Consider the following 5,277-nt stretch of genomic DNA (forward strand, 5'->3'; position numbering starts at 1 on the left):
GCGCCCCCATGGGAATCCCCCACTGATTTCTTGAATCAGTGGGGGAGGATGTCAATAACCTGTAAATAAAACATGTTAACGCTATGCTCTAATGAAGCTTTCATGGTCGGGGGTTGTCGCAAAAGTTTGTGAAACAATCTCGTTAGGCTGGGGAGTACAGGTAATGCCTTACACTTTGCTATCTTTTATCTTCATATTATTTGCGTTGATGGTTGCCTGGTTCAATCGAAAGTGGGGAATCGTTTGCTTCAGCATTTCTCTTGTTCTGATTGCATTGGTTTTTATTCATCATATTTCTGAGCACTTGGAAATTTATCTTTAGAAGTTTGGCGGGTCTAATCATGAACTCATGCAGAGAGATCAATGATTTTGTGAAGTTTGCCAGTGTTTTTGAATTGATAGTCATCTGTCTTCTTCTGGTTGCTGCTTTCTGGTTTCAGTTTGTGATGGGCGAATTACCCTGTCCTCTCTGCATATTGCAGCGGCAGGGAATTTTAGTGATAGCCTCAGGGTTCCTGCTCAATATGAGGTACCACGTTCGACCCGGTCATTACAGTTTGTCGCTGCTAGCGGCTGTCTTGACTAGCTTTATTGCTCTGAGGCAAATTGCACTGCATGTGAACAATCCTCAAGGATATGGTTCGGCTTTGCTGGGACTGCATATGTATACTTGGTTGTATATTCTGTGCTCTGCTTTAATCGTATATATCGCACTGGTCATAGGTTATTCCAGACAGTTTGAATTGCACGCTTATGAGGACGAAGTCTCAGAAGCGAAAAACCCCGAAATCAGATGGTTTTCCCATTTTGCCTTTGCGCTTCTGGTGTTCCTGACTGTGGCTAATATCGTTTCAATTTTCTTTGAGTGCGGGCTTGAGCAGTGCCCGGACAATCCGGTGCGTTATATCCTCTGAGCTTTGGCCATGAGATGGAGTGCGATTGTCCTCGGGATAAACATCTGGGGTGACAAACACCCGGGTCGTGAATGACAGGTCACGATAGGGCGGGTTAGGGTAGATCAGCTCGACAAAGCTGGCTTTCCAACCTTTTTCGGGGGCTTTCAATGCGACATCTGCCCGACAGCTTTCACGACAACGGAATGTGAGTGTTTCAGATTTAAACTGGCTGACCTTTGGGTTGTCTGAAGTGGTTCGGAAATCTCTGGCTTCAGGATTTGTTGCAGTCCACAGTTTCATGGCTTTGGGAGGCATTGAGGCTTCGACTTTCAGGTTTAGTTTAGAGACATCCCAGCTGATCTTGGGCATGGGGCGATCTTTAATGATGGCTCCGTAAAAGGATTCGATGCTTTCACTCACCAGTGTTTGATCCATTCTGAGAATGTAATGCCTCAGGTCTGGAAGGAATCTCAGCCATTTTTCGCCTTTCAGGTCATCGAAGTAAAAGCGGCTGGAGTCGGGTAAGAAAAAATCATCGCCGGTGGCATTAATGATGTACTTCGGCATGGTTAGCAGAGGGAGGTAGGAATAGGGGTCGACCACCTCCATTAGCTGAGTCATAGGCTGGGTGCCGATTGTGTGCATCAGAGAGTAATAGTCTTTGACAGCCGGAGCCCAGCGTTGGTAACTATTGAAGTGGTGTCGCATACTCTCTTGCAGATTAAGAACATCGATGACCATGGGTATGATGGCTGACACTCTGTTATCCATTGCTGCGGTCAGCCAGACTGTCCAGCCTCGTTTTGATCCTCCGGCTAATACAAAATGCTCAATTTTAATGTGCTTCTCTTTCATCAGTGCCTGAATCGTATCCATGGCCCGAATGGAAGCCCTGACCATGGGTAATCGGAGTGGCCAGTTATAGTTTTTCCCCGGGTTATCAATGAACTTTTGCCAGCTATAGGCCATCAGGCCATCTTCCTTGAGCGGTTTGCCATCACCAAATCGCAAGAACTGGTTTGGAATGTCTTTCAGATCAACGACGATCGACCGGGTTCTGGCGGCTATATGAGAAAATTGCAGGGCATCAGTGCTCCTCTTGTTTCTATCGGGCTGATCTTCGGGCCAATGGATGATGCCGCCATTGATAAAGAGTAGAGCAGTGGTGGAGCTGACTTTTTCCGGTATATACACCTTGATCCGATGCTCCCAGACCGGATCAGAGACTTTATCCTGTTCTCCGATAGTCCAGCGCAGAGACTTCATACGGACAGGGTAGACTTTGACCTTCAGCTTCTTTCCATCCAGCTCGACGCGCTCTTCAGTCGCAGCTGCAGCACTCCATTGATAATTCTTATCTTCTTGTTTCAGGTAACAGGGCAGTACGTCACGAAAGTGTTTGCCAAGGTAAGAGGGGTTACAGTTGTCAGGAGAGACTTTCAGGTGATCTCTGGCATGAGCCTGATGCTTCAGAAGCATCAGGCATAAGCAGAACAATGCCAGTAAGCCAGCCTGAAAACTGGAGACGAATTCTTGTTCTTTTGCCATTTTGTTACTCTTTTTTTTGCAATTTCATGGCAGTTCACAGGGGTGTTAAATCAGGGCTTCCTGCTGCCAGCGTTAACATGAAGTCTTTCAGCTTTAATTCATGATCTCTCTGGAGTCTCGCCTTGGTATTACTGCCGACAAACTTATTGCAGGCTTCTGAATCAAGATTCAGGCAGGCCGAAACTCTTTTTTGATATCGAGTGTGGTCTTCAGCCTTTACCCAAAGGCTCTGACCGGGCAGAAAACTGTACTCCAGACTGTTGCGTGCGAACTCAATAATCTGATCAAAGGACAGGAGAGCGCCGTCGCTGGATTGATTAGGGCTGAAGCCATAGACGGCTTCTACAAACTGACTGGTCAAATCGACTTTTAGAATCCCCGGATCGTCAGTAGCCAGCGCCACTGCAACATTGCTATTGACATAAACAGGAAAGGGGTGTCCGCTGTTGGGCCCGATATCATTCAATCGCTGGTCGCTGGTGAAAGGAATTTCAACAGCAATGTCATTATCCAGCATGGTTTTGAGCAGCTCAGCACTGCAGTTGACGTATTCTTCATTGCCGGAGCTGGACTGCTTCAGGCAGTCCTGTGCCATTAGGCTGATCCCGTGGCCTATGCGTTTGGGCTGAACGATATTAATAGCGTCTGCCAAGGTGGTTCGGTAGTAAAAATCTTCGACTGTGGCTTTGACCAGTTCTCCTGCATGCAGGCTAATATGCTCTTTCACCAGAGGGTATTTTTTGTGGTTTTTAAGAAAACTCAGCATTTTCATATGGCTGAGGTAATCGTTCAGTGCCGTATCATTATTTTCAGCGCCGTCTATGTTGATGCCCAGCACTTGAGGATCGCTGCCAGAGAGACTCAATTGAGCCAGTTCAAAGGCAAAGATCATCTGGGCGTAAACCCGGGGCAGGGGATCGGTCCGGTGAATTTCGTGTAGAAACCGAACGGTGACAGAACAGGCAGGTTGAGAGGGGCTATGAGAGCAGTTCAAGTGGTCGTCAGAATCTTTCAAGGCATCGGCTACCTCTTTGGCAGCTGCCTTTAACTGGGTTTGAAAATCGGGCTGGGCACTCAGTCTGGTACGAAAGTCTTCCAGACTTTTGGAACTGTCCGGGTCCGGTGCGGGCAGGTTGGTGATGAGGGAAAACAACTTGTCAGGCCCGTTCGCTTCATTCCAGTAGATAGTTGATTCAATGTAAGAAAGTCCATCAACAGCGGCCTTTTTACGTATAAGTGAAATGAAACGGGCATCTATTCCATCGAATAAGGCTTTCACGATAGCAAAGTAGTCGAAGAAATGCTTGTCACGGATCTCAAGCGTATCGTTGCTGTCGGCAAGCGTTAGCTGCCTGATCAGAGCTGCACGGTTTTCTTCATTACTGACGTATGCGCTCACGGACTGTGCACAGCAATCACACGGGGCCATGTGATGGTCCTTATAAATGCAAAACTTTCGTTCTATCGCGATATCAATGATTTCTTCGGGCTCGATGGCCCCCATCAGGTGATGATGGAGATCGCCGCCTTTGGGCAGTCGATTCATAAACGCCTGAAGTTCCGGACGGTTGTTACGAATACTCTCCATGAAATCACTGGTTCGCTTATGGCCCTTGGTAAACCCGGAAATCTCATACTCAGAGGATGAAAAACTGGTGTTGGCAGTTAAGAGCATCATCACCAGAGCAAATCGAAGAAGAATATCTGAAGTCATAATTGATCAATAGTCACTGTTGAGGATTACAGTATAGATATATTTTAAGTGCTCATTTCTGATTCGGGTGAGGTCTGCTTGTAGCTGTGTGCATCCTTTCCTGATTAGCCACCATGAAGCAGAAAAAAGAGTTACTATAGCCACGCAAGTTATCTTCCAAGGTTTCGCTTATGACATTAAAAGCCCCTGCTATACTCCTGCTGGTTCTGTTACTGGGTGGTTGCTCCACGCTGGGCTGGAAAGCGGGGCATATGGCCAAAATTAAGTTTGATCTCAATGAACTCAACAAGGAGGGTCTGCGAGGCTCAGGTGATAACTTGACAGCGGTGTCTTATGAATTCTGTATTCCGGACAAGATTGAGTACGTTGATCAGGTCATGGCGATTGATCCAACGCTGGTTGTTTACCGGGCGTCGCCGGGAAAAATACAGTGCCGATCAGCAGAGTATCTGGCAGTTGGTGACACCCATCAGCTGGATTTTTATGAAGTTCTGAGAAAACTGGCAGAGCTGGATTATGTAAAGAGTATTCAGGAAGCGACGTTTGAGTAAGTGTAAAGGGCCCAATTTGGCTGGTCAGCTGGCAACAGAAGAAGAAAATCTTCTGGTCAGAAACCCGTTATTGCGAATCTTCTATCAGGGATTGGCATTGCTTTGCATTGTTCTCGGCATCATTGGTGCCGTGCTGCCCCTCATGCCAACGACCGTGTTTCTGTTGCTGGCAGTGTGGCTCAGCGTTCGGTCTTCACCCAAATTGAATCGGTGGTTGCTGGAGCATCCAAGGTTTGGTCCGGCCCTGAAAGAGTACCTGCATGACAGGGCGCTCTCACCCAAAATAGGGTGTCGGGCTCTGGCGCTCCTGTGGCTGGGCATAGGGATTTCAGTCTGGCTGGTTCCTCAGGTTTTTCTGAAAGTGTTGTTGGGGCTGATTGCTCTGGCGGTGAGCATTTATCTTTGGATACTGATGCGCAGATATCAACAACAGTGAGTCAATGTAACAATGACCTTCAAAAACATGCCACGGCCAAGGAGGGTGTCGCAAAAGTGCTGCGCTTCGCTGATACCGCGTTAAAAAGTGGCTCAAAATGCTCATTTACTCGCTGTAAACTGCGCTTTTTCG

At 47.4% G+C, this 5,277-nt stretch carries 6 protein-coding genes; 4 read left to right on the plus strand and 2 right to left on the minus strand.

The window, feature by feature from the left end; translation table 11 throughout:
• Positions 1 to 163: 163 nt before the first annotated feature.
• Positions 164 to 322, plus strand: a complete 159-nt coding sequence (locus tag KDK18_RS14800) for a DUF5993 family protein (RefSeq protein WP_368736464.1) — start codon at positions 164 to 166, stop codon at positions 320 to 322.
• A gap of 49 nt (positions 323 to 371) precedes the next feature.
• Entirely contained in the window at positions 372 to 914 is a 543-nt protein-coding gene (locus KDK18_RS13125) for a disulfide bond formation protein B (protein WP_257255378.1), read from the plus strand.
• Here the strand turns inward: KDK18_RS13125 and KDK18_RS13130 are convergent.
• The gene (locus KDK18_RS13130; protein ID WP_257255379.1) at positions 852 to 2,444 is read right to left on the minus strand and encodes a PhoPQ-activated pathogenicity-related family protein; all 1,593 of its coding nucleotides are present in this window, start codon (positions 2,442 to 2,444) and stop codon (positions 852 to 854) included. The genes KDK18_RS13125 and KDK18_RS13130 overlap by 63 nt on opposite strands.
• Before the next feature lie 34 nt (positions 2,445 to 2,478).
• Complete coding sequence (locus KDK18_RS13135) at positions 2,479 to 4,158, minus strand: hypothetical protein (protein ID WP_257255380.1); 1,680 nt, start codon at positions 4,156 to 4,158, stop codon at positions 2,479 to 2,481.
• A gap of 170 nt (positions 4,159 to 4,328) precedes the next feature.
• Between KDK18_RS13135 and KDK18_RS13140 the strand changes: the two genes are divergently transcribed.
• Together KDK18_RS13140 and KDK18_RS13145 are read left to right on the plus strand one after the other, a co-directional pair.
• Positions 4,329 to 4,709 (plus strand): hypothetical protein, encoded by a 381-nt coding sequence (locus KDK18_RS13140; RefSeq protein ID WP_257255381.1) that lies wholly within the window; start codon positions 4,329 to 4,331, stop codon positions 4,707 to 4,709.
• Positions 4,702 to 5,145: a YbaN family protein gene (locus KDK18_RS13145; protein WP_257255382.1), complete on the plus strand. Its 444-nt coding sequence runs from the start codon at positions 4,702 to 4,704 to the stop codon at positions 5,143 to 5,145. Before KDK18_RS13140 ends, KDK18_RS13145 begins: the two co-directional genes overlap by 8 nt.
• Positions 5,146 to 5,277: the final 132 nt, after the last annotated feature.

The sequence above is a fragment of the Endozoicomonas sp. SESOKO3 genome, assembly GCF_024606255.1.

Excerpts from the sequence above, each read along its gene's own strand:
- KDK18_RS14800 (WP_368736464.1), top strand. The coding sequence starts at position 164 with ATGCCTTACACTTTGCTATCTTTTATCTTCATATTATTTGCGTTGATG.
- KDK18_RS13130 (WP_257255379.1), bottom strand. The coding sequence starts at position 2,444 with ATGGCAAAAGAACAAGAATTCGTCTCCAGTTTTCAGGCTGGCTTACTG.
- KDK18_RS13135 (WP_257255380.1), bottom strand. The coding sequence starts at position 4,158 with ATGACTTCAGATATTCTTCTTCGATTTGCTCTGGTGATGATGCTCTTA.
- KDK18_RS13140 (WP_257255381.1), top strand. The coding sequence starts at position 4,329 with ATGACATTAAAAGCCCCTGCTATACTCCTGCTGGTTCTGTTACTGGGT.